The organism is Parabacteroides caeci (genome assembly GCF_023656795.1).
Lineage (GTDB): Bacteria > Bacteroidota > Bacteroidia > Bacteroidales > Tannerellaceae > Parabacteroides > Parabacteroides segnis.
The window spans coordinates 40,982-61,932 of sequence record NZ_JAMOKT010000025.1; the positions used below are offsets into that span (position 1 = coordinate 40,982).

Annotated in this window: 15 protein-coding genes; 12 read left to right on the top strand and 3 right to left on the bottom strand. The window is 45.7% G+C overall.

Annotated features, from left to right (window positions below; all coding sequences use genetic code 11):
- Nucleotides 1-112: 112 nt before the first annotated feature.
- Complete coding sequence (locus NBH15_RS13905; RefSeq protein ID WP_250822893.1) at nucleotides 113-391, bottom strand: hypothetical protein; 279 nt, start codon at nucleotides 389-391, stop codon at nucleotides 113-115.
- Between the two features lie 489 nt (nucleotides 392-880).
- On the opposite strand from NBH15_RS13905, the gene NBH15_RS13910 reads away from it, so the two are divergent.
- From NBH15_RS13910 to NBH15_RS13950, 9 genes are all read left to right on the top strand, one after another.
- A complete protein-coding gene (locus NBH15_RS13910) occupies nucleotides 881-3,928 on the top strand; it encodes a glycoside hydrolase domain-containing protein (protein ID WP_250822894.1) in 3,048 nt (1,015 codons plus the stop codon).
- Nucleotides 3,929-4,147: 219 nt separating this feature from the next.
- Nucleotides 4,148-5,269 carry an acyltransferase family protein gene (locus NBH15_RS13915; RefSeq protein WP_250822895.1) on the top strand — a complete coding sequence of 374 codons (1,122 nt, stop codon included), beginning with the start codon at nucleotides 4,148-4,150 and terminating at the stop codon, nucleotides 5,267-5,269.
- Nucleotides 5,270-5,282: 13 nt separating this feature from the next.
- Entirely contained in the window at nucleotides 5,283-7,721 is a 2,439-nt protein-coding gene (locus NBH15_RS13920) for a glycosyl hydrolase family 95 catalytic domain-containing protein (RefSeq protein WP_250822896.1), read from the top strand.
- A gap of 33 nt (nucleotides 7,722-7,754) precedes the next feature.
- Nucleotides 7,755-10,268, top strand: a complete 2,514-nt coding sequence (locus NBH15_RS13925) for an alpha-N-acetylglucosaminidase (protein ID WP_186960460.1) — start codon at nucleotides 7,755-7,757, stop codon at nucleotides 10,266-10,268.
- Between the two features lie 187 nt (nucleotides 10,269-10,455).
- On the top strand, nucleotides 10,456-12,345 hold the full coding sequence (locus NBH15_RS13930) for a right-handed parallel beta-helix repeat-containing protein (RefSeq protein WP_250822897.1): 1,890 nt from the start codon (nucleotides 10,456-10,458) through the stop codon (nucleotides 12,343-12,345).
- Between the two features lie 18 nt (nucleotides 12,346-12,363).
- Nucleotides 12,364-13,620 (top strand): uroporphyrinogen decarboxylase family protein, encoded by a 1,257-nt coding sequence (locus NBH15_RS13935; protein ID WP_436277974.1) that lies wholly within the window; start codon nucleotides 12,364-12,366, stop codon nucleotides 13,618-13,620.
- A gap of 18 nt (nucleotides 13,621-13,638) precedes the next feature.
- Nucleotides 13,639-14,274 (top strand): cobalamin B12-binding domain-containing protein, encoded by a 636-nt coding sequence (locus tag NBH15_RS13940; RefSeq protein WP_007654682.1) that lies wholly within the window; start codon nucleotides 13,639-13,641, stop codon nucleotides 14,272-14,274.
- A 4-nt stretch (nucleotides 14,275-14,278) separates the two neighbouring features.
- A complete protein-coding gene (locus NBH15_RS13945; RefSeq protein ID WP_250822898.1) occupies nucleotides 14,279-14,956 on the top strand; it encodes a vitamin B12 dependent-methionine synthase activation domain-containing protein in 678 nt (225 codons plus the stop codon).
- Nucleotides 14,956-15,960, top strand: coding sequence for a uroporphyrinogen decarboxylase family protein (locus NBH15_RS13950; protein WP_250822899.1), 1,005 nt, complete (start codon nucleotides 14,956-14,958; stop codon nucleotides 15,958-15,960). Before NBH15_RS13945 ends, NBH15_RS13950 begins: the two co-directional genes overlap by 1 nt.
- A gap of 64 nt (nucleotides 15,961-16,024) precedes the next feature.
- Here NBH15_RS13950 and NBH15_RS13955 read toward each other — a convergent pair whose 3' ends face one another.
- A complete protein-coding gene (locus NBH15_RS13955) occupies nucleotides 16,025-18,214 on the bottom strand; it encodes a glutamine synthetase III family protein (protein WP_129698802.1) in 2,190 nt (729 codons plus the stop codon).
- Between the two features lie 450 nt (nucleotides 18,215-18,664).
- Here NBH15_RS13955 and NBH15_RS13960 point away from each other — a divergent pair, with 450 nt between their 5' ends.
- From NBH15_RS13960 to NBH15_RS13970, 3 genes are all read left to right on the top strand, one after another.
- Nucleotides 18,665-18,856: a hypothetical protein gene (locus NBH15_RS13960; RefSeq protein WP_250822900.1), complete on the top strand. Its 192-nt coding sequence runs from the start codon at nucleotides 18,665-18,667 to the stop codon at nucleotides 18,854-18,856.
- 37 nt (nucleotides 18,857-18,893) lie between these two features.
- On the top strand, nucleotides 18,894-19,253 hold the full coding sequence (locus NBH15_RS13965; RefSeq protein ID WP_250822901.1) for a hypothetical protein: 360 nt from the start codon (nucleotides 18,894-18,896) through the stop codon (nucleotides 19,251-19,253).
- Nucleotides 19,254-19,361: 108 nt separating this feature from the next.
- Nucleotides 19,362-20,609 (top strand): BT4734/BF3469 family protein, encoded by a 1,248-nt coding sequence (locus NBH15_RS13970; protein ID WP_250822902.1) that lies wholly within the window; start codon nucleotides 19,362-19,364, stop codon nucleotides 20,607-20,609.
- Between the two features lie 73 nt (nucleotides 20,610-20,682).
- On the opposite strand, the gene NBH15_RS13975 is transcribed toward NBH15_RS13970, so the two are convergent.
- Nucleotides 20,683-20,907 (bottom strand): DUF4248 domain-containing protein, encoded by a 225-nt coding sequence (locus NBH15_RS13975; RefSeq protein WP_046145278.1) that lies wholly within the window; start codon nucleotides 20,905-20,907, stop codon nucleotides 20,683-20,685.
- Nucleotides 20,908-20,951 lie beyond the last annotated feature (44 nt).

Consider the following 20,951-nt stretch of genomic DNA (forward strand, 5'->3'; position numbering starts at 1 on the left):
CCTGATTCAAAAATTAACATAAGTAAGTAGAGCAATGGCCAACTTTCCAAAGGTGTGTACAAACAGTCCCTTGGTAGCTCTTACTTTAGACGCTCTTTGAATTTCTGTTTTTTCATTCAATCAGTTGAAAAAGGATTCGATAGGTTGTCCTGACTTTTGAAACGGCTTGTGAGAAAAGGTCTCTGGCGGCTTTCTCCCTCTGTTTGAGTACTTCCGGTTCTCCCTTAATCTCCTTATGTGGAGTAAGCACTTTAACCGGATTGCTTTCATTAAAGAAAGAGAAGTCGCTGTAAATCTTGTCTGCAAGTACGGTCTTTCCGGACAGGTATGGCACGCATTCGTTTTTGAATACGGTTAGGTCGTTGTCTGAAGCCGATGTCAGAGTTATCATCTCCGGGAAAGGTATGTTTTTTTCCTTTACAGGTCAAAATCGGCATGGAATCTACAATGGATATGAGAGAGTCGTAATCCTTGGGCTTGAATGATTGTATCATGATTTCCACCAGTTCTTTAAATGCTTCTGAAAGCATATTTAGGCGTATACAGAACGTTTGATAAGACGGATGTTTTGGGAACCATGATAACAGATACTCCTTGGCGAAAGTATGTATTTCCTTGATGCCGAAGTATCTCTGGCAGTAGAAACGCAGAGAGGACTTATAGACATCACAGATATACATATACAAACCTATTAGTTTTAACTTTTTCTCCTAGGGAATCATAATTTAGAAAAATGAGTAATTTTATTCTTCTAATATACTGGTTTTTAAGGAGATTGTGAAATAAAGCAATGAGATAATTAACAGAATTACAAACATTTAAATCGAGAATCAGAAGTGATTTTCAACTTCAGATTCGCATTAATTATTTTTTGTATGTCATGAAACATTTATTACTGTATGCATTCGTTGCTTGTATAGGAATTGGGTGCAGCCGGAATATGCCACAGGCTCCTTATACGTATGCAGTGGCTGAGACTCCGTGGAACGAATCTTTGGGAAACCATCGTGCTGTACTGGCAGTTAACGCTCCAGCTGAAGTTGTCAAGCTATCCTTTGACTGGCGGCGCCCAGATAAGGAGGTAGAGAAACGCCGTTTTCTGATTGTCGAAGCAGAAACAGGTGATACGATTCGTAACATCCAACGACTTGAGGTCAATAATGAACGATGTGAAATTTTGTTTGGTCCCGTCAAGAAGAAGGGAACTTATTTCTTCTATTACCTGCCTTACCAAGTACAGAGAGAGCGTGGCTATTATTCTCTAGGATATGAGCCTAAAGAAGAGGATCCGGACAAGCAATGGCTGGCTGTAACATCGTCAGAGGTTTCAGGTGGGCAGCTTCCGGAAGTCACAGTTGTCCGTGTGGAATCGCGTACGCAGTTTGACAGTTTCTACCCTATGGAGATTGCCGCTTCGGCTGAAGAAAAAGCCAATTACCGGCAAGCCAATCTCGGTCGTTTCTTGGTCTTCCCTGAAGATCGTTCCAATCCTGTGCGGATGAAAACGAATGTCCCTTACAAATGGTTACAAGGGCAGGAACGTTTTTCTTTCAAAGGAGTTGCTCAGCCTAATGAATATTATGCTTTCCAACTGGGGGTATGGGCTGGAGACCAAACGCTGAAAAGTGTTACTTATGAGACAACTTGTTTGAAAAGTGGTAACAATGTGATTCCGGCAGAAGCGATCACTTGTTTCAATATAAACGGAGTGAATCCGAAGGGCAAACCGTTCACCAAACAGGTAAGCGTAGCTCCGGATGCCGTCCAGCCATTGTGGTTCGGAGTGGATTTGAAAACAAACCAACCCAGCGGAACTTATAAAGGCGTGGTTACATTGAAGGATGAAACCGGATATGCCGTCCCTGTGGAAATAGAATTGGAAGTGTCTGGTAAAATGTTGGCTGACCGTGGCGATGGTGAGCCATGGCGTCACAGCCGCTTGCGTTGGCTCAATTCGACCCGTGGAATTAGTGACAAACCGACCGAAGGGTATTCTGCGATGTCTTTATCTGATAATCGGGTCTCTTGTCTGGGACGTACGGTTTCGCTTGATATGCAGACTGCTTTGCCATCATCGATTAATTCGTGGGGGCACGAATTGCTGGCTTCTCCCATACGTTTTGTCATTCGTACTTCTTCAGGAGAAAAGAATTTGGATGGGACACTCGAACTGTCTGGAGAATCCGAAGGGAAAATGTCGGCGACCTGGAAAGCGGAAGATGAAGAGATAGCGTTGGTTTGCAACGGCACGATGGAGTTTGATGGCTGGATCAACTACGTATATACCGTTACTCCTAAAAAAGATTTGTTGATTGAAGACGTCAGGCTGGAAATACCGATGAAAAGTGAAGCAGCCCCCTATTTTATGGGATTGGGTTTGCCTGGGCAGGAAACACCGACCAATTATTCCGGAGGTTGGGAGACACCGGGAAAGACGGAGCATGATTATGCCGTATCCATTCCTACCTCCAAAAGTGCTTCTTGGTTGTGGCCTTTCGACAGTTTCTGGTGTGGGTCTGAAAAGGCCGGCATTCATTGCGAACTGCGTGGGGCAAGTTATACCGGCCCTTTGCTGAACTTGTACCGCCCGGCTTATCCTGTAAGTTGGTATAACGAGGGCAAAGGTGGTTTCCGTATCAATCGTAGTGGAAACCAGACAACGGCTACGGTATACAGCGGTGAGCGTTTTCTTAAAGCGGGTGAAGAACTGGTGTTTGATTTAGCCTTGCTGATCACTCCTGTAAAGAAAGCGAATAGTCACAGCCAGTTTACAGATCGGTACTACCATAGTGTCGAGTATCCGATTCCGGGTGAAGAGAACCTGAAATCTGGCGTTAAAATCATCAATGTGCATCATGCCAACTATTTGAATCCATTTATCAATTATCCGTTCATTACAGCAGACAAAATAAAAGACTTTGCAGATGAGTGGCATGGCAAGGGATGTAAGGTGAAAATTTATTATACAATCCGTGAGTTGACGAATGTTGTTCCTGAGATATGGGCATTGCGCAGTTTGGGAGACGAGATTTTGCAAGGAGGCAAGGGGGGAGGGGCCCCTTGGTGTAGGGAACATTATGTGACCGATTATACGCCCCAATGGTATCAACATTTGGACGACCTGCATTTAGGTGTGGCAGCTGACGCTTCCGTTTTGACAGCCACAGGCGACTCACGTTGGTATAATTATTACGTAGAAGGATTGGCTTGGATGGTACAACATACCGGTATAGACGGGTTGTATTTGGATGATGTGGCTTTCGGGCGTGATATGTTGAAACGTATGCGCCGTGTGATGGAAGAGGTAAAGCCGGGGTGTCTCATTGACTTGCATTCAAATACCGGTTTCTCGCGTGGCCCAGCCATCCAGTATGCCGAATATTTTCCTTACGTGGATAAGCTTTGGTTTGGCGAAAGTTTCATGTATAGCGAGATGTCTCCGGTGAATTGGCTGGTGGAAGTGTCCGGTATTCCGTTCGGGTTGATGGGAGATATGTTGCATGGCGGTGGCAATAAATGGTTGGGTATGCAATATGGCATGACGGTCCGCCAGCCTTGGATGACGGATGGGGTTGTTTGTGATCCACAATATATTTGGAAATTATGGGACGAATTTGGAATTATGGATTCGAAGATAGTTGGTTTTTGGGAAAAGAATCCGGCTGTGACCACTTCGGATAAGGAGGTGAAGGTGACGGCTTATGTGAAAGACGGAAAGACGCTTTTGTCAATCGGTAATTATTCCAAAGCTAAGAAGCTGGTAAAACTGAATATCGACTGGAAACAGTTAGGTTTGAATCCATCATCTGTCCGTATGCAAGCACCGGCAGTCACCGATTTCCAGGAAGCGTGTGAGTTTAATCCAAGTGGCCTGATTCCGGTCGATCCGAAACGAGGCTGGTTGATTGTTTTGTCGGAAAGTATGTAGAAGGCCATACTGACGGTTGTAAATTTGAAATAGTGATTGACTGAGATAAAAGGAAAGGTAGTCAGTTCCCTTAATGGTGCTTGGCTACCTTTTTTGTTTTTACAACTAACTATGACATCAAAATGAAATATGTTTCAAAATAGTGCTATAATATGGTTTTGTATGTGTTTATCATTTCTTCTTTTTAAATTTGAATTGTCATAATAATTAAGGTGAATAATGGGAATTAAGCAAAAGCGGTTAGAGTCGTTGGATATTTTAAGAGGAATGGATCTTTTCATATTGGTCTGTTTTCAGCCGGTATTTATGCGTTGGGCACAAGTCATGGGAAAAGATAGCTGGGTTGGTACAATTTACCAGTCTCTTTTTACCCATGTTGAATGGGAGGGCTTTCATTTATGGGATCAGATTATGCCTTTATTCCTATTTATGGCGGGAACTTCCATTCCTTATGCTTTGGCGAAGTATAAAAGTGGCGAAGGTGAAATAGGGCAAGTGGTTAGAAGGGTATCAAAACGAGTCATTCTGCTTTGGATTTTTGGTGTAATTGTGCAAGGTAATTTGCTCGATTTGAATGTGAATACTTTATATCTGTATACGGATACTTTACAGGCGATTGCGATGGGATATCTTTTTTCTGCCATATTATATCTTTTATTCTCAATGCGTACCTTGTTTGTCGTCTTTTTATTATTGCCGATTATTTATACCATGGGTATGTTATTAACGGGTGGTTACCTCCCCGGAGAAAATATAGCGGAGCAGATTGATAGAACTATTTTAGGACGTTTTTTATATGGAGCATCGGTGTCTGAAACAGGACAGATTGTCTTTGCTGATTGGTATCATATTAGTTGGATATATAGTACGCTGAACTTTACGGCTACGGTGTTGAGTGGCACATTGATAGGATGTTTGTTGAAATCAGAATTGTCCGACAAACGGAAATTGAGAATTATGGGAATTGCCGGAATGGTTAGTCTACTTGTTGCTATGGGATTATCTTTTATAGAACCTGTAATAAAAAGGTTGTGGACTAGTTCGATGATGTTTTTGTCATCTGGTATTTCTATTTTGTTGATGTTTGTTTTTTATTATTGGGTAGATGTATGTAAAAATGGCAAATATTTGAAATGGCTAAAGATTTATGGCATGAATTCTATCTTGGCATATATGCTTTATAATACATTAGACACATCCTCATTAAGAAACTATTGGTTGCATGGATTCAATAGTTATTTAGGGGAATATTATAGTGTTTTGTATGAGTTTGGTCATGTATTGATAGTTTTTCTAATTTTGTATTATTGCTATAAGCATAAATTATTTTTTAAGGTATAATAAATGATGTGTTATGTGTTTAGTTAGATTTTTTTCTTTAATAATCTCTTTGTCCTTGGCTGTTTCAGCCTATGGAAATGATGATTTATTTATAGGGTCTAAGACGGATAAACCTGCATCTATATGGCAAGAAGGCATGTTGACCGGAAATGGTATTATGGGAGCGATTATGTTTGGTAATCCTATTTGTGAGGAAATTGTATTTACCCATAATGAACTTTATCTACCATTGGGTACAAAAGAGATAGTACCTGATCTTAGAACTTGTTTTGATGAATTAAAAAAGAAAGCTTTGGATTCAGGGAATATGGCTCCATCGGTATTTCATGCAGAAATATTGAAGAAAACAGGTAAGACAATATCATGGACAGACCCGTTTCATCCCGGTTTTTCACTTCAGATAAAAGATTCTCTGAGGGGTAGGGAATATACAGACTATGAAATGTCAGAAAATTTTAGTACGGGAGAACTTGCTGTTTCTTGGACTGATAAGTATGGGGAAAAATGGAATCGCAGACTGTTTATTTCGAGAAAAGATAGTGTCGGTGTTATGGAAATAAATGGTCCTAAAGGTAAAGTTGGGGGGACTTTCTCTTTGTCATTGGGACACGACCTGGTATCCGTTAAGAAAAGTGCCTTTAATAATGAACTGAGGGCGCATGTGGTTTATGATAAAGGTAAGGGAGGATATGAAAATGTAGTACGTATTATTCCGTTGGGTGGAAGATTGGAAGTCAAAGGAAATGATATTGAAGTTCACAATTCGGATAAGATTCTTCTTTTTATACAGATCAGACCATGGAAGTCTCCTCTTTCAAAGGAGTTGAGCGAAGCATGGGCTTATAATCCATCAAATCCTGATTTTTCATCCAATACAAATTCTGATAAGTTGACAGATATACATAATTGTATGGATAGGTTTCAAACGGATTATAAAGAATTACTTAAAGCCCATTCTTTGTTGCATTCTGAATTGTTTGGACGAGTTGAACTATCATTGGGAAATGACGATAAAGGACGATCTGAAATAAATACATTGAAATTATTGCAAATGTGTCGTAATGATAGACAAGCTTCTCCCGAATTTATTTCTTATCTTTATGACGCATGTCGTTATCTTATTGTTTGTAGTACGAATAATAAACCAGCGAATCTTCAAGGTTTATGGACTGGAACATGGAATCCTGAATGGAGTGGTGATTATACATTGGATTCTAATATTCAACTTGAAATTCAATCGTTGATGAGTTGTAATATGCCTGAACTTATGGAGGGATATTTTAAACTAATAGAATCGTGGGTTGAGGATTGTAGAACAAATGCACTTAAAATGTATAATTGTAGAGGAATTGTATCTAATCCTCGTGCTTCTAATACTCCTTTGTATTTACATTGGGGAAATTGGCCGGGTGAACTGGCAATTGGAACCATGGGATGGATGTTGCATTTTTTCTATGATTATTATTTATTTACAGGCGATAAGTCTTTTTTGAGAGATAGAGTTGTTCCTTTGTTGAAAGAAAGTGCTTTGTTTTATGAAGATCTGTTGGCTGGAACTGAAGATGAAAATGGTAAATATTGTTTTTTTATATCCTATTCTCCAGAACAGGATGATTTATTGTATATGAATTCAACATTTGACGTGGCTGTTGCAAAAAATGTTTTAACTAACCTTATAAAATCATCTCGAATATTGGGTATTGAGTCTGATAATATCCCCAAATGGGAAATGATGCTAAAAAAAATGCCTGAGTATAAAATCAATACTTCCGGGGTGCTCAGTGAGTGGACTGTTGAAGGGGTAAGAGAAAACCCTAATCATAGGCATCATTCTCATCTCCTTCCACTTTATCAGTTTTGTGAATTTGACCGTAGTGATACTATTATGTGGAATGCTTCATGTAAAGCTTTTGAAGAAAAAGTATTGCATTGGTTGAATAATAATGATAATCCAAACAGTAATCATATTACCCATGGTCTCATGAATCAGCTCCAGTGTGCTGCCAGACTGGGAAGAGGAGATATTATTCAATATGTATTTGATCTTCTTGTATCAGGTAATTATATATATCCCAATTTTATGATTTCATATTGGCCTGGATTAAGGGGCTTTGGTTTTGATCCTGTAGGAACAATACCTGATGTTATAAATAATTCGTTGATTTTTTCTTGGAATGATAAGATTGATATATTGCCAGCTTTGCCAAAAACATGGAGAAGAGGTTCTTTGAGTAATATATTGTTGAGAGGTGCTGTCAAAGTAGATAAGTTTAGCTGGGATTTAGATAAAGGAGAAATTTTCTTAGTTTTGTATTCTGATACAGATAAGGATGTTGAATTTATATTGCCAGATAAATATTTTGTTTTTTCTGTTGATAGTAATCAATCAGGAAATAAAATAAAACTATTTAAGGGAAAAAATCAGTTTAGATTTAAACAAATTAAATCTTAGTGCAATCGATTATTAGTGATAAAATATAATACAATGAAACGAATCTTATTATTCAGTTTTTGTTTGCTATCCTTTTTCTTGCAAACTGTTTGGGGACAAAAGGGGGCATTGGCGGAGGTTCGCCAAGTGGTGGAGCGTGTGACGGGGCAATCGGATTTGCCCGTGTCTTTTGTGTTGAAGCTGGATAAAGGGGCAAACTATTTCCAGTACCGGGTGGATAACGGTGTATTGAAGATTGAAGGTAGCAATCCTGTGGCTTTATGTCGTGGCTTCTATGATTTTGTGAAGAGTAACCGCGCGGGACTTTACAGTTGGTCGGGAAGCAATATCCGTTTCCCTGAACAACTGGCAGACGGGGGGGAGAAACGGGTGGTTTCTCCGTTTGAACACCATTATCTGTTCAATGTCTGCACCTATGGCTATTCCATGCCTTACTGGGACTGGGAACGTTGGGAAAAAGAAATAGATTGGATGGCATTGCATGGTATTGACATGCCGTTGGCACTGGTGGGGTATGAGGCAATCATGGCCCGTGTATGGAAAAAGATGGGGCTGACCGATGAAGAGATTAACAACTATTTTGTAGGGCCGGCTCATTTGCCTTGGATGCGTATGGGGAATGTGAGTGGGATAGATGGACCGTTGAATCAGGATTGGCACAAGCAACAGGTTGAACTGCAACATAAAATATTGAAGCGGATGAAGAATTTGGGCATGAAGCCCATCTGTCCGGGATTCCCCGGATTTATCCCGGAGGCGTTCAAACGTATTTATCCTAATTTGCATATTATCCAGACCCATTGGGGCGGCGCGTTCTGTAATTGGATGATTTCTCCGCAGGAAGAACTCTTCACGAAGATTGGGACGGCTTTCATCCGGGAGTGGGAGAAAGAGTTTGGAAAGAGTGAGTATTACTTGGTTGACAGTTTCAACGAAATGGATATCCCTTTTCCTGCCAAAGGTTCAAAAGAACGTTATGAACTGTTGGCTTCGTATGGCGATAAGGTGTACCAGTCGATCCGGAAGGGAAATCCGAAAGCGACTTGGGTGATGCAAGGTTGGATGTTTGGTTACCAGCGGCATATTTGGGATTATGAAACGCTGGGTGCATTGGTATCTAAAGTGCCAGACGATAAAATGCTTTTATTGGATTTGGCGGTAGATTATAACAAGCATTTTTGGAAATCGGAAGTCAATTGGGAGTTTTATAAAGGCTATTATAATAAATCGTGGGTGTACAGTGTCATTCCGAATATGGGCGGAAAAACCGGTATGACAGGTATTCTTGATTTTTACGCCAACGGCCATCTGGAGGCATTGGCTTCGCCTAACAAGGGGCGTTTGGTTGCGCACGGGATGGCTCCGGAAGGGATAGAAAACAATGAAGTTATTTATGAATTATTGTCTGATGCCGGTTGGTCGGATAATGAGATTAATATCCATGAGTGGTTGAAAGAGTATTCTTACAATCGTTATGGAGGTTATCCGGCTGCTGTTCGTGAATGTTGGGATTTGTTGTTAGAGTCTGTTTATGGAACATTTACCGACCATCCGCGTTACAATTGGCAATTCCGTCCGGGGACAGTACGCAGTGGGTCTATCAATATAACCCCTTCTTTTTTCAAAGCAATAGAATCGTTTATGGAAGTAAGTGGCCAGCAGAAAGGTAACTCTCTTTATTTGGCAGACTTGGCAGAACTGACTGCCCTTTATTTAGGGGGGAAGGCTGAACTTTTAATCAAGGCGATCGATTGGCAATATGAAATTGGAGATACGGTACGGGCAGCTAAGTTTGAAAAAGACTTTGAACATATCATGTTGGGGATGGATGCATTGCTATCCGCTCATCCAACCTTACGTTTGGAGCGTTGGATTGATTTTGCCCATAAACAGGCGACGACTTCTGAACAATATAAGCAATATGAAAGGAATGCGAAACGTATAGTCACGATTTGGGGACCTCCGGTGGATGATTATTCTGCCCGTGTTTGGTCCGGTTTGATCCGAGACTATTATTTGCCGCGTTGGAAACATTATTTTGCAAGTAGAAAAACGGGTATTCGTTTTAACTTTGCCGAATGGGAGAAGAATTGGGTAGAGTCGGAAGGGTGTTCTCCGCAAACACCTCCTGCTGATATCGTAAATACTGCCCGTTCGCTGGTAGATTATGCAGCATTTATAACTCCGGTTTTAATCCCCGATGGTAAAAAAGGTCAGTTGGGGTCATGGACGATCGGTTCTGAAAAAGCAGAAATCATATCATTTCAGATTCCGGCAGACAGGCTGGATAAACTATCGGCTGTTCGGATAGAAAAGAAAGCTGGGAAAAGTTCGGTCGTTTGTTCCCGTTTGAAACTGGTTGCTGACGGAAAGGTCTTGGTTGACGATGCTTCAGAAAAAATCCTGTATGGCGATAAATTGGGAATTGTTTATACGGTAACCTTACCGGATGATATTCGAGGTAACAATGGAGTAGAGTTACAGCTACAGATAAAAAATACCGGATCAGAAACTACATCAGGACAAGTTTCTCTTATCGGAGAATAAGAGCTTGGTCATACACAAAGATAGAAATCAAAGAAAAGGAGCCTGTTATTTTGGATAGGCTTCTTTTTTACAGGCATAGACAATAATAATCCACAAAATAGGCATTTTTTTGCTATTTTATGTCGGGTAAGGGGTTTCTATATTTGCATCGTTCTAACAAGGAAGCTACAATAACAATCAAAATATCATGAAGAGAAAACAGTTGTTTATTACTTTATTCCTAGCCTGTTGTGTGGCGATGCAGGCAAAAGAATACCATGTTTCTATCAAGGGGAACGATGCAAACGAAGGAACCGAAAAAGCCCCTTTCCGGACTATCGGGAAGGCTGCGGAATATGCTTTTCCGGGTGATATAATTACCGTACATGCGGGAACGTACCGGGAATGGGTAAATCCACCCCGCGGAGGTGAGAGCGATGATAAACGAATTGTCTACCGGGCGGCCCCCGGTGAAAAGGTCGAGATAAAAGGCTCGGAAAGGATCACTAACTGGACAAAGGAGAAAAACGGCGTCTGGAAGGTAACGATACCGAATACTTTCTTCGGGGATTATAATCCTTATATCGACCTGATCTACGGTGACTGGTTTGAAGGTATGGGGCGTGAACATCATACCGGAGAGGTATTCCTGAATAACAAATCCCTGTATGAAAAGGAAACACTGGATAAGGTACTGACCCCTGTTCCTAATGAAAAAAGTAAGGACAAGGAAGGTTCCACCTACACCTGGTATTGTGAAAACGATGGTGTCAATACCACCATCTGGGCCAATTTCCATACATACGACCCGAATAAAGAACTGGTAGAAATAAGTACCCGCCCCACCTGCTTTTATCCGGAGAAACAAGGGGTCGACTACTTGACTATCCAAGGCTTTCATATCAGCCAGGCTGCAACCCAGTGGGGAGCGCCGACAGCCGAACAGATCGGTATGATAGCGACCCATTGGAATAAAGGATGGATTATCGAAAACAATATCATCAGCAACTCCAAATGTTCGGGTATCACTCTGGGAAAAGAACGTAAGACCGGACATAACGTCTGGCTGAACGATACAAGCCTCGACGGTTCCCTGCATTATATCGAAGTCACTTTCAATACAATCCGGAACGGATGGAACAAGGAGAATATCGGTTCGCATATCGTTCGCAATAATGAAATATCCCATTGCGAGCAGACCGGTATCTGCGGAAGTATGGGAGCCGCTTTCAGCCTGATCGAAAACAACCATATCCACGATATCTGGGTGAAACGCCAGTTTACCGGCGCGGAGATCGGAGGTATCAAATTCCATGCCGCTGTGGATACACGGATTATCCATAACCGTATCCATAACGCCGGCCGTGCCCTTTGGCTGGACTGGATGACGCAGGGAACCCGCGTATCGGGCAACTTGTTCTATGATAATGACATGGAGGACCTGTTCCTGGAGGTAAACCACGGCCCGTTCCTGGTAGACAATAATATCTTTGCATCCCGCCGGAGCATCCTGGAACAATCCCAGGGAGGCGCCTATGTGCATAACCTGATCGCCGGAGACATTTACCGCTATGTGGAACACGGACGGTATACCCCTTATTTCCTTCCTCATTCGACAGAGGTTGCCGGCTTATCCATCATCCCGGGAGGGGACGACCGTTATATCAATAACCTCTTTGCCACGGTCCTTCCCGCAAACGAGAAAGACAGCAAACGGAAATACGGCCTGGCAGATTATAATAAGACCGTCTATCCGATGATGGTGGATGGAAATGTCTACTACAATGGTGCTTTGCCTTTCGAAGGAGAAAAGAATAAAGTCGTTCTCCCTGACTTTAAACCGGATGTGAAAGTTGAAGAAACCGCCGATGGCGTCTACCTTTCTCTTTCTGTACAAGGCCTGGACGACTTGCAGACTTCCCGCGTAACGACCGGAAGACTCGGGAAATCGAAACTACCCCGGCAGGCTTACGAACAACCGGACGGCAGCCCGATCGATATTGCCACCGACTATCTGGGTAATGCCCGTGGTAATCAACCCAAGCCGGGCCCTCTTGAATCTATCAAGGACGGAGCGATCAGAATCAAAGTATGGTAATCTTAAATACACATGAATATGACATCAAAACAACGTGTTCAAAACGCATTGAACCATAGCACCCCCGACCGGATACCGGTGGACTTCGGAGCCACTTCCGTTACCGGTATCCATTGCAAGGTCGTGGAGGCGCTGAGACAACATTACGGACTGGACCCTCACCCCGTCCGTGTCATCGAACCCTTTCAGATGCTGGGTGAGATAGAGGAGGATTTGCAGGAAATAATGGGTATTGACTGTGTCCCCGTCTTCGGACGCAAGGATATGTTCGATATCGACGAAACCCAATTACACGAGCAGGTTACTCCCTGGGGGCAAAAAGTAATGATTGCCTCCGGAATCGACCTGACGACGGATAAGGAAGGCGACGTGTACATTTATGCCGGTGGTGACCGTTCCTATCCGCCCAGTGCCATCATGCCTTCGGGCTGTTATTTCATCAACGCGACGGAAAGGCAGGAATATGTGGACGACGAGGCCATTACTCCGGAGGATAACCTGGAAGAGTTCGGCCCTGTTTCCGACGAAGATTTGCAATACTATAAAAAGACTGTGGAGCAGGCCGCAGCAACCGGAAAGGCCGTTGTTGCGAGCTTCGGCGGGACGGCTTTGGGCGATATCGCTTTCGTGCCCGGCATGGGATTGAAGAACCCGAAAGGTATCCGCAACGTGGCCGAGTGGTATATGTCGACCGCCATGCGCCGCGACTATGTGCAGACGGTCTTTGAGAAACAGACCGATATAGCTATCGCAAACTACCAACGGTTGTGGGATACCGTCGGCGAGAAGGTAGACGTGGTCTTCACCTGCGGGACCGATTTCGGTACCCAGGATTCCCAGTTCTGTTCATTGGATACTTTCAGGGAACTGTGGCTTCCCCATTACAAACGGATGAACGACTGGATTCACCAGCATACCACCTGGAAAGTGTTCAAACATACCTGCGGGGCTATCCTGCCGATTCTTCCCGGTCTGGTGGAGGCGGGTTTCGATATCATCAACCCGGTGCAGATTAATGCGAAGGATATGGACCCTGTGGTCCTGAAAAAGGAATACGGCAGCCAGGTCACTTTCTGGGGTGGCGGTATCGATACCCAGCGTATCCTGCCGAATGCAACACCCGAAGAAGTGCGCAGCCATGTTTTGCAGGAATGCGAGATACTGGGAAAAGACGGAGGATTCATTTTCAATGCCGTTCATAATATCCAGGCCAATGCGCCCGTCGGGAATGTGGTGGCAATGATTGAAACCCTGCGTGAATTACGGAATCAATAATTTAAAAGAAATAAAGTTATGGCAGATTTAGAGAGTTTGTATGAAGCTATTTTAAAAGGAAAACTCGATGTCGCCAAGGCAGTGACAACCGAGGCGATAGCAGAGAATGTAGACCCGCAACTGATTATCAATGAGTATATGTCGCGGGCCATGGAGGATATCGGAAAACGTTTTGAGGAAGGAAAAGCCTTTGTCCCTGAACTGTTGATGGCGGCCCGTGCCATGAAAGGGGCGCTCGACCTGTTGAAGCCGCTGATGAAAGGAGCTGCTTCGCATCGGTTGGGCAAGGTGGTAATTGGTACGGTGAAAGGCGATTTGCACGACATCGGAAAGAACCTGGTCGCTTCCATGCTGGAAGGTTGCGGCTTTGAAGTGATAAATCTGGGAACGGATATCTCTTCAGAGAAATTTATCACGGCGATCAAGGAAAACCAGGCGCAGATTCTTTGTCTTTCCGCCTTGCTGACCACTACGATGAATTATATGCAGGAAGTGATCGACGCTCTGGAAAAGAGCGGTATCCGCCAGGAGGTGAAGGTCATGATTGGCGGTGCCCCTGTATCCGAATCGTTTGCCCGTCAGATTGGAGCCGACGGCTACAGCGATAATGCGAATGCCGCCGTGACGCTGGCAAAATCATTGTTATCCGCTTGATTGTATGTTTGATTGTAATTTGGATTTTAGCACGTTATCCCTGACGGCAAACGACCTGTTTGCCGAGATGGGATACGGCAACACGGCCCCGGAAGAACCTGTGGAGGCACTGGCCCTTTCCATGCTGAAAGAGGTTTCTTCCCGGACTGTTCCCCGTTGTACTTTCGGCCTGTTCGACGGTACGGTGGATGACGGATATGTTACTCTGGATGGCGGAGAACCCTTTCCCGTAGGGGGAACTATCGCTTCCCTGCTGAAAGGCTCCGAACGATTCGCCCTGTTTGCCGCTACGGCCGGGATGGCTTTTCAGGAATACCAGGACAGCCTGAAAGCGGAGGGAGATATCCTGAAATGCTTCATTGCCGATATTATCGGGACCTGCATTGCCGAGAAAGCCGGCGACCAGATGGAACGCCTGCTTGAAAAAGAATTGGGAGGCGAACGGCATACGAACCGCCTGAGCCCCGGCTATTGCGGTTGGCACCTCACCGGACAGAAAACGTTGTTCCGGCTCATGGGAGGAGCCCCCTGCGGCATCAGCCTGTCTGATGTCTGCCTGATGACCCCCATCAAGTCGATCAGCGGAATAATCGGTATCGGTCCGGAGGTAGATGAGAAAAAATACGGTTGCCAGTATTGTGAACTGGAAACCTGTTATAAACGAAAAAGAAAGAAGAAATAATGGAAATACAAGAATGGTTGCAAGAGACAATCAGGCAAAAAGAACGTAGGGCTATCCCTATCATGACCCATCCGGGCATTGAACTCTGTGGAAAAACAGTGAGAGACGCAGTCACCAGTGGTATGGTGCATGCAGACGCTATCTGCCGGTTGAACGAGCAGTATCCTTCGGCCGCCCCGACCGTGATTATGGACCTGACGGTAGAGGCGGAGGCTTTCGGAGCAAAGGTGGTCTTCCCCGAAGACGAAGTGCCCAGCGTAACGGAACCGCTGGTATCCGATAAGGAGTCGATTGATAATTTACAGATACCGTCTCTGGATACAGCACGTGTCCCTGAGTATCTGAAAGCGAACCGTCTGACAGCGGAACGTGTGAAAGACAAGCCTGTCTTTGCCGGCTGTATCGGTCCGTTTTCACTGGCAGGACGTTTGTTCGGTTTGTCCGAACTGATGATTGCCCTTTATGTGGAGCCGGAGAACATCACTGTCCTGTTGGAGAAATGTACCCGTTTCCTGATCGATTACTGCCGTGCGATTAAGGAGACAGGCGTTCATGGCGTGATAATGGCGGAACCGGCTGCCGGGCTGATTTCAAATGAGGATTCGCTGCTTTATTCGACGACCTATGTCCGCCAGGTGGTGGAGGCCGTGCAGGACGAACATTTTATCGTAATCCTGCATAACTGCGGAAATGCAGGCCATTGTACGGAGGCTATGGTTCAGTCGGGAGCGGCTGCACTTCATTTCGGTAATAAGATCGATATGCAGGATGCCCTTGCCAACTGTCCGGAAGACCGTCTGGTGATGGGGAATCTGGACCCGGTCGGTCTTTTTAAACAGTCCTCGTCAGAAGAAGTATATACCGCGACTATGAATCTGTTACAGCAGACCAAAGCATGGAAGAATTTCGTTTTGTCGACAGGTTGTGATGTCCCGCCCCATATTCCGGCTGAGAATATCGAGGCATTTTATCAAGCACTTACTGATTTTAACAGGTCAATGTAAAAAAGGGGAGGTGTATCAAAATAAACTTTTGATGCACCTCCTGTTATTTTGGATTCTGTTACTTTTACCGGATGAACAGTAGTTCGCGGTATTTCGGCAACGGCCACATCTGGTTGTCCACCATCAATTCCAGTTCGTCGATATGTTCGCGTATATCATCCAGGAACGGAACGACCGTGTCATGATAAGCGATCGCCTTGCTGCGGTAGTCGGTGATGACGTTTGCCTTCTTGCGGGCCTCGATCATCTCGTCCGTCATGCGTGTTACGGCATTTACGTGCTTGGATATTTTGCGTACCAGGCGGCGCGGTTCGGCAGACAGTTCCTCATATTCTTCCGGACTGAACGTCTCTTTCAGCTTGGTGATATTGCTCAACAGCAAAGACTGGTAATGCAATACGACCGGGATGATATGGTTCATGGACAAATCTCCCAGGACGCGGGCTTCGATTTGTACTTTCTTGATATAGATTTCCCATTTCACTTCGTTGCGGGCTTCCAGCTCCTTTTCGCTCAGTACGCCTGTTTCCCTGAACATGCGGATTACTTCCGGCTTCAGGTAAGCGTCGTATTGCAATGGAACGCTGTTTTCGCAATCCAGGCCGCGGCGGGCAGCTTCCGCCTTCCATTCGTCGCAGTAACCGTTGCCGTCGAAACGGATGGGTTTGGATTCTTTGATATAAGCCTTCAATGTTTCGAAGATAGCCACTTCCTTGCTCTTGCCTGCTGCCTGGAGCGCTTCCACGTCCTTCTTGAACTGTTGTAACTGATAGGCTACGGCAGAATTGACAGCCAGCATGGCCGAACCGCAGTTGACGGACGAACCCGGAGCACGGAACTCGAAACGGTTGCCGGTGAAAGCGAACGGCGACGTGCGGTTGCGGTCCGTATTGTCCAGCAGCAGTTCGGGAATCTGCCCGAAGCCGAGGCTCAGGCGTTTCTTGTCGTCCACCTCGATGGCATCTTCAATCGAACTGTTTTCGAATTTATCCAGTACCTCGCTGATTTGTGTACCCAGGAAGGACGAGATAATGGCGGGAGGCGCTTCGTTGGCCCCCAAGCGGTGGGCGTTGGTTGCCGAAGCGATACTGGCTTTCAGCAGCCCGTTGAATTTATATACGGCCATCAGCGTATTGACCACGAATGTGATGAAACGCAGGTTGTCTTCGCGGTCCTTGCCCGGCGAGAACAGGTTGATGCCCGTATCGGTTCCCATCGACCAGTTGCAATGTTTACCCGAGCCGTTCACACCCATGAACGGTTTTTCGTGAAGCAGCACGCGGAAGTTGTGGCGGCGTGAAACACGTTTCATGACCGACATCAACAACTGGTTATGGTCGTTGGCCAGGTTGCATTCTTCGTAGATGGGCGCCAGCTCGAACTGGTTCGGGGCCACCTCGTTATGACGGGTTTTCACCGGGATGCCCAGCTTGTAACATTCCACTTCCAGGTCTTTCATAAACTCCTGTACGCGTGAAGGGATGGCGCCGAAATAATGGTCGTCGAGCTGCTGGTTCTTGGCACTTTCGTGTCCCAGCAACGTGCGTTCCGTCAGTGAGAGGTCCGGACGGGCGGAGTAAAGCTCCTCGTCCACCAGGAAATATTCCTGTTCCCAGCCCAGGTATGTGATTACTTTGTGAACATCTTCATTGAAATAGTTGCAAACCTCTTTCGCCGCTTTGTTCAATGCTTCGACAGAACGTATCAGCGGTGTTTTGTAGTCGAGAGCCTCGCCGGTATAGGCGATGAAGACTGTCGGGATACAGAGGGTGTCGTCTACAATAAATGCGGGGGAGGAGGGGTCCCAGGCAGAATAACCGCGGGCTTCGAACGTGTTGCGCAGTCCGCCGTTGGGGAAGCTGGACGCATCCGGTTCCTGCTGTGCGAGCAGTTTGCCGCTAAATTCTTCAATCATACCGCCGTTACCGTCGTGTTCGACAAAAGCGTCGTGTTTTTCGGCTGTCCCGTCGGTCAGGGGCTGGAACCAGTGTGTATAATGGGTAACTCCTTTTTCCAGTGCCCACATACGCATACCGGCTGCCACATGGTTGGCTATTTCGCGGTCGATAGGTGTTCCGTTATCAATGGCGTGGGTCAGGGCTTTGTACGTTTCCTTGGAGAGATACTTTTGCATAGCCTTGCGGTTAAATACGTTCTCGCCATAGTACTCGGATACTTTCTGTTTGGGAGTGACGGCTTCTACGGCCTTACGGTTGGAAGCTTTCTCCACTGCATTAAAGCGTGAGATTGACATATGGATTATTTTAATGTTTTACCGGCTGCAAAGATACAAGCAAATCTTCATTTATGCTTTCAACGGGTAGTTAAAAACAATTTCATGGAACATTTTGGTAGCGGCCGGAGATAAATTGTCCGGCGGGTTGCATGGAATAAAATTCTTCTGTCCTATCTTTGTGAAAAGCGAAGGCAGACAAAACAAACCCCGGGGGATTCGTCTTCCCGGGGTTTCGTATTTAGAAATGATTGAACCTACTTTTCCCTTGATGGAAAAGTAGGCAAAAGATCAAGGCTACACCAGCTTCACTGCTTCGGTGAAAGATTCCGCTGAGGCCTTGGTAAGAACGCTTAGCGTTCTTTTTAGGATGGCCGATGCCGTCTGCTATATGGTTGGTAGTGTGTTGCATAGGTGTCGGTTTTGGCCATCCTAAAAGGAAGCTCTGCTTCCTCTGAAAGGCCTCATCTGGTGAGCGTGAAGCGAAGCATCCGGAGTGAGCGCCCGGAGGCTGTGCTGTTTGAGCGTAGCGAGTTCACAGACGACAGCGAACGTAGGAGGCTGAGTAGCGAGGCAGATGCAGCCTTGAACTTTTGGTTACTTTTCTTTCAAGAGAAAAGTAATATTCAAACCTCTGAATCATTAGAGATTCTTTTATTATAAATTAAATTCATATGAAAAAAAACTGAACGCCGCCCTGTTGAATGGGGGAGTACTGGATTTGAGAAATGAATGCATGCAGCTGGAAAAGAAACTGCACGAAGTGATGAAACTAAGCAACACCCTGAGCCGGATGTTGGAGCATGCCGTCTGGGAGGAGGATATGGTGGTAGGCGAAACCATTACGTTCCACTGTTCCCTGGAAGAGTTTGTTGCCCAGATCGCTCCTCTGATCGAGAGCCGCAAATGGACGGTTAACGACTGCCATGAAGTGAAGCCTTTCCTCCGTTCGCTCGATACCGTCATGAAGGTATGTCCTGAAGGCAAAAAGGAACCGCTGGCGTTGGGTACGCTCGTGAATGGGGTGATGGAGTATCTTTCTACCCGCAAGGACGATTGATGTTTGTCGTGCAGCTTATGTTTTTCATAATATAATGTAAAAACATAGGCTGCCTTGTTTAATGCCCGTACCTTGGGCTGAATAATACTCACTTAATTTTATCTTATTATGATAAACGTAACCTTATTCGCCGGATTTAAGAGATGTATGGGGGATATTCCCCTGATCGACGCCCTTTACGACATCCGCAATGGCAAGTATGCCACCGAAATTAACCGTATCCGCGCCTTTATGGACGCCGGAAATCAGGATGAAGCCGACATGCAGAAGAAAAAGCTGCCTGCCATAACCGTCTCCGCCACCTATCAGAAACAACGGTTGCCGAAATATATGACAGGCTACAATCCGCTTACCATCCTCGATTTCGACGAATTGAACAAAGAAGACCTGCCGCGCCTGCTTGCCCTGGTGCGCGAAGCCGTCTATACGGTGGCCTGCTGGATCAGCCCGCGCGGACGGGGCATCAAGATCATTGTCTATCCGGCTGTCGGGACCGAACTGATCCCCGCAAAACATCTCGCTGTCTACAAGCTGGTGAAAGACTGGTACGAACACCTGCTGGGTGTCGGGGCGGACACTTCGGGCAGCGATGCCGGGCGGCTCTGCATCATGTCGTACGATCAGCAGCTCTATCTCTCTCCCCGTTTCGAACCCTGGCTGAAAGGGGAAGGCACTTTGCCCGCCGGTCTGCCGCCGATAGAAGCCATAGGCGGAAAGACTGTGTCACAACTGATCTCTTCCGCCCGTAGAAAGGCCAGCCGCAAGTTCCCTTATGCCGAGGGCAACCGCAACAATTACGTGCACCTTTTTGCCGGCTACTGCAACCGCTTCGGGGTTGCCAGAGAGGAGGTCGAAGCCTATGCCGCAAAATCATTTGACGACCTGCCGGTCGAGGAACGCCGGCAGGCAATCGACAGCGCTTATGCGCATACCGAACAATATGCTACGGAGAAGCCGGCGTCCCGTTTGCAGCGCGGAGACAGTTTTGTCAATCAGATACAGGAGTTTCTGACAAAATATTACAAACTTCGTCGCAATATCGTCAGACGCACGGTTGAATACCGGGACCTGAAGAAACACGATGCCTTTCAACCGGTCACCGATTATTGGGAGAATTCCGTCTGGTGTGCATTGCAGAAATCGGGTGTGTTTTGCCGCGTGTCCGACCTGCGTTCGGTGATCTATTCCGATTTCAGCCCCGAGTATAATCCTTTCAAGTCTTACTTCGATAACCTGCCGCGCTGGGACGGGACGACGGACCCTATCGGCCGCCTGGCAGCCACAATCGACACTACCCGCCCTTTCTTTCTCCACTGGCTGCGGCAGTTTTTTGCAGGGGTTGCCGCAACGACATAAAACGACTGCCGCAGTCCCTGAAAACAGTTGCGGCAGTCCTTTGGGATGACTGCGCCACCCGTTCTCTTCTTTTTCAGGGTTCTCCTAAATGTTCGACGATGCATTCCACCTGGCGGGGTGTGAAACTCCTGACTCCGGGATGATACCCCAGTTCAACCAGTTTGGCTTTCAGTACGCCATGATAATTGATCCACCGCCAAAGTTGCAGGATCGCTCCCCTGCGGCTGAGGTGAGGACTGTAGAGTGCCGCCAGTTCGCCTACTCCGTAGGCCCGTATCGTGAAGGTCGTTTGTTCCATAAAATGTATGGTTTTATTCTTCTAAGATACGAAAAATCAATGGA